Consider the following 4,296-nt stretch of genomic DNA (forward strand, 5'->3'; position numbering starts at 1 on the left):
CCACCCGGTGGCCGTTCCGGCGCAGCGCGGCGTGGACCTTGGTGATCCCGTACACCCCGTAGTTCTCCGCGTGCACCTTGGTGATGACCGCGGTCGTGGCCGCGTCGCTGACCGATCGCGCTGAGGGCGGGCGGGTCTTGGCTGCGTAATAGGTGCTCGGGGCGACCTGCAGAACCTTGCAGATCGGCTCGACCCCGTACTCGCCCTTGTGGGCGTCGATGTAGGCCACTACCTGTTGTGTGGGCGGTCGAGCTCCGCCGCGAAGAAAGCCGAGGCCGACCGCAGGATGGCGTTAGCCCTGCGGAGTTCCCGAACTTCTCTCTCGAGCTCGGCCAGCCGCTGGGCGTCATCAGTGGTGGTTCCTGGTCGATATCCCTCATCGACCTCGGCCTGTCTCACCCAGTTCCGCAGCGTTTCCGGGTTGATCCCCAGCTGCTGACCGATCCGCGCCAGCGCCCCGGCCTTCGTCGCCGGGTCCCGCCGGGCCTCCACCGCCATCCGGGTGGCGCGCTCTCGCAACTCGTCCGGGTACTTCCTCGGTGCCCCCATGACTCTCATCCTTCCGTGGAATGAAAGCCTCCAACAGACCCGTCACGGGACATAGCGTTGGGGGCATGAGTTGGGAACCAGTCCTCGAAGCAGTCGGTCAAGCGGTTAACGGTCAGAGCGAAGCCGCTAAGGCGGCTCTTGAAAAGTGCTGGGATGAGACGGTCGAAGAAGACCATGCCCACCGGTGCGTGTTGGCGCACTACCTGGCCGACCAGCAGGAGAATCTTCAGAGCGAGACTCGCTGGGACGAGCAAGCCCTGACAGAGTTCACACACCTCCAAGACGGTGACCTCGCAGCCATCGGAGTTCCCTCGACAGCGGGGTTCGCTCCGAGCTTGCACCTCAACCTCGGTGATGATTACCTGCGCGCTGGGCGCGTCCAAGACGCCGAAGATCAGGTTGTACGGGCGCAGCAATCTGTCGCACGACTGCCCGAGCAGGGGTATGGCGCGATGATTCGGGACGGCGTTCGTCGCCTCCAAGGACGTGTCGAGGCGGCGAACGCGGCGCTGTAGCTCAAACGGTCGTTTAGTGACTGCGACCCGTGCCGGGCTAGCGCGGTCGCCGCCTCAGCGAGGGCGCAGGGGTGACAGGGGTTCCGCGCTGAAAGGCGCTGGCGAAGTTGCGAGGCGCTTGATCGACCCCGAGAGATACCGTCGAATCCTCAGTACCGATGACCGCAGTTAGTGACCGGCTTCCGTGATGTCACTGCCATGTTCTGCGACGTCACCCGCCTCCAAGGCCGCATTGGCGGACATCGTCTGCTCGAACTAGTCCACAGAACCCCCAAACTCTTGATTGCTCTTAACTGCAAATTTGAATTTACCAAGGTGTCCCAAGTCGGGTACACTGAACTTGACAGCCAGTCCGTCATCACCCCAAGGAGGTTGAAGTGGCATTCAAGGTCTTCGAGAAGGGCAGTGCGCCCACGCCGACTGTTCCGACCGTGACGATCCAGAAGCGCGGACTCTTCAGCCTGAACGATGCGGCGTACAAGATGCTCGATGAGCCGGAGTACATCGCGTTCCTCTACGACGATGAGGAGCGGTTGATCGCCCTGAAGCCGACCACCCCAACCGATCTCAACGGTTACCCCGTACGCCGTCAGACACCCGCTGGGAAGTCGGGGAAATCCACCGGGCCCGTACTGATTGCTGGATCCATGTTCACCCGATTCATCGACATGGACACCTCCCAGGCCCGTCGATGGACCCCGGAGCTGCGCGACGGGATGCTTCTCATCGACCCCAAGACGGAAGGTGCACTGGTCATCTCCAACCGGAACCGCCGCAAGCAGGCAACGAACCAGTCGGAGGATCACTCCTCACCGGATAACGCCGAGTGAGGGGAAGGCGAATGCGCAAGCACCACGGGGCTCCCGTGTAGCCCCCCGAGATGTATCGCCCGGGGCGGCCTGAACTTCAGGCTGCCCCGGGCGAACACCGCGCCACCTGCATACAGAGCCCCTCCCGAGGGGCTCGGGAGGGGCTCGAAGGTGTCCTGGACAGACTCTTCGACTCTATCCCACGCGGCCGGCCCTCATGGGCCGGCCGTAGTGGCTGGCGCGTTCACCTACCGGCGCCCGTGTCGGGCGCCAGGAGGGAGCGCACGCATGCGTGTCTCCGAGCTGTACCAGTTCTCCGACCCGGAGAACCTGCCCTTCGTCGACGTCAACGTCCTCAAAGACAGCCCCCTGTACGTGGACCCGCGGGCAATCCGTCTCGACTCCACCGCCGCCACCCATGTGGTGCAGGCGAAGGCATCGATGACGACGTACTTCGACACTGTGCGCGACTGCATCCTGCGCGGGGACGAGCTCAGCCGGGCCAGGAGCCTGAAGTTGCTGCAGGACTTCTCCGAGCCCTGGCAGACCCGCCTGGGCCTGGCCGCCAAGGGGTTCCGCGGTCATGGCGGAGCAGAGAAGGTCGGCGAGTGGATCTGGCACACGCTGGACACGAACGCCGAAGCGTTTCGGCGCATCGCGGTCCTGACCCAGCTGGAGGACATCCCCCTGTTCGTCCCCGGCGTCGCCGCGGATATCACCTCTGATCTGACCACGCGGATTGTCTTCGGACCGCTCGCGGACTTCACCGCCCAGATACTGGAGACGTTTCCGCAGTTCACCGCCGGGACCCACAAGCTCTCCACCGTGACGACCCGTATCTGGGACCCGGTTACCTGTAGCTGGCGTGATGCAGACGTGCAGCTGCCTGTAGCTAATGGCAAGGAGCTGCTTCTTGTGCCCCGCCACTGGGTTCGTCCGATGCTGCTGATGCACGCCCGCCGGTTCTACGAGACCTCCGTCCTGAGCTATGTCCAGGACACCGAGACGGTATACACAGACAAGGGCCGCCCCCTGAAGCCGAGCAAGGACGTGCTCAAGGAACGCCCCGACGTGAACGGTACGAGGCCATTCATCCTTGACACCACTCTCAATGCCAGCGACGAGGGTATTAACCTCGGCCACCGGTTCAAGAAGTTCGTTGATGGGCGCTTCGAACCCGTCACCGACGATGTCCTCCACCGCAGGACTGCCTGATCACGTGAACGGCTGACCGGCGCCCTGGGGCCTAGCTCGATGGCCCCAGGGCGCCGGTCCTCACGGCGGACACTCTGCTAGAAAATCTTTCGAATGATTGACGGACATCGGCTTGCGTGGGATGCCGGACATCTGCCTCCGCAAGTCACAGGCCCGGGCACATGGACAATGATCAGCTATGGACGCCCCTACTCTCACCGAGCAGTTTCTAGCTGACCTTCGCAAGCACGTACAGAAGGCGTCTCCAACGGGGTACAACCACCAGGTGGCCCAGAGTCTGGACTTACAGTCGTTGCTGGTGGTTGTCATGAATTGGCGGGCCCGTCTCATCTCACCACGGCCTCGCACGGTGCACTTGTCCCAGGCCATTCAGCATCAGCCCGCGCTACAGGCGCACAAGCATGTGCTGCGCGAGATCTCTCAGCACCTGGAAGCCGGGCGATCCCTCACCCCTCGTTTGAGCACAAAAGCCGACTCGATTGTGCTTCCCCCAGCCCAGCAGTCCAAAAGGTCAAAGAGACGGCTGGACGCCATGCTCTCCGACTGGGGTGTCTACCACCTGCATCTCGGGGCTCAGTCGCACAGCCGATCGCGCTACGTGGAACGCACAGGGGACCTGCTGTTTCTCCTTGTGGGAGCTGATGATGCCTGGCTGATTGGGGTCTACGACCATGACCAATGGGCTGCGGAAGATGTGCTTCGGGTCATCGTGACTGAGTGGCTGGAGCACTCGAAATTTCATGAGCTGCCCCAGGGTGTCGCCCCGGCGACCGTGGTGGACCCCGACTGGTGGTTGGAACTGCGTAATGGTGGTGTGAACACCATCTGGTCTATCGATGGAAGGCACTACATGGCCGGGGACATGACGTTGGAGCATGGTTCTCTTGCCATCACAGAGGCAGCCAATGACATCCTGATCGCGCTGGAACGCGCGGATACGGAGATCGCGAACGCCCCGTCTTTGATACATCCAAAGGTCAAGGCCGGATGGTACGGGACTGAGAGCGTGTTCGGCTTCTACCCTGTGGCCCCTTTGCCGTGGTGGTTCAACGGTCACCAGTGGTCCCCGCAGCCGTGAGCACAGGTGCCTCGGAACAGAGGCTGCATATATAACATAATGTGGCCCTTCACAGATGAGCATGGGTAGGGGTCTTGCGCCACGGCCGGTGTCCGCCGGCGGCGAGCAGGGCGCGTAGGCGGTAGTTGTC

The 4,296-nt window shown here is 62.8% G+C and carries 5 protein-coding genes, 1 pseudogene and 1 other annotated feature; of the genes and pseudogenes, 4 read left to right on the forward strand and 2 right to left on the reverse strand.

Going from position 1 to position 4,296, the window contains the following annotated elements; translation table 11 throughout:
• Together AS25_RS10940 and AS25_RS10945 are read right to left on the reverse strand one after the other, a co-directional pair.
• Positions 1-229, reverse strand: a pseudogene (locus tag AS25_RS10940) (IS3 family transposase); the annotation flags it as partial.
• Positions 158-271 (reverse strand) — a sequence feature (AL1L pseudoknot). It overlaps the preceding pseudogene by 72 nt.
• A complete protein-coding gene (locus AS25_RS10945; RefSeq protein WP_035959360.1) occupies positions 229-549 on the reverse strand; it encodes a transposase in 321 nt (106 codons plus the stop codon). Its footprint overlaps the feature before it by 43 nt. The gene AS25_RS10945 and the pseudogene AS25_RS10940, both read right to left, overlap by 1 nt.
• 65 nt (positions 550-614) lie before the next feature.
• On the opposite strand from AS25_RS10945, the gene AS25_RS10950 reads away from it, so the two are divergent.
• The 4 genes from AS25_RS10950 to AS25_RS10965 all read left to right on the forward strand — a co-directional run bounded on the left by AS25_RS10950 (position 615) and on the right by AS25_RS10965 (position 4,166).
• Positions 615-1,064 (forward strand): hypothetical protein, encoded by a 450-nt coding sequence (locus AS25_RS10950; protein ID WP_035965092.1) that lies wholly within the window; start codon positions 615-617, stop codon positions 1,062-1,064.
• Positions 1,065-1,441: 377 nt separating this feature from the next.
• Entirely contained in the window at positions 1,442-1,894 is a 453-nt protein-coding gene (locus AS25_RS10955; protein WP_035965095.1) for a hypothetical protein, read from the forward strand.
• Between the two features lie 267 nt (positions 1,895-2,161).
• Positions 2,162-3,088 carry a DUF8370 family protein gene (locus tag AS25_RS10960; protein ID WP_035965096.1) on the forward strand — a complete coding sequence of 309 codons (927 nt, stop codon included), beginning with the start codon at positions 2,162-2,164 and terminating at the stop codon, positions 3,086-3,088.
• A 265-nt stretch (positions 3,089-3,353) separates the two neighbouring features.
• A complete protein-coding gene (locus AS25_RS10965) occupies positions 3,354-4,166 on the forward strand; it encodes a hypothetical protein (RefSeq protein WP_156960969.1) in 813 nt (270 codons plus the stop codon).
• Positions 4,167-4,296: the final 130 nt, after the last annotated feature.

The sequence above is a fragment of the Kocuria marina genome (assembly GCF_000786655.1).
Taxonomy (GTDB): Bacteria; Actinomycetota; Actinomycetes; order Actinomycetales; family Micrococcaceae; genus Kocuria; species Kocuria marina_A.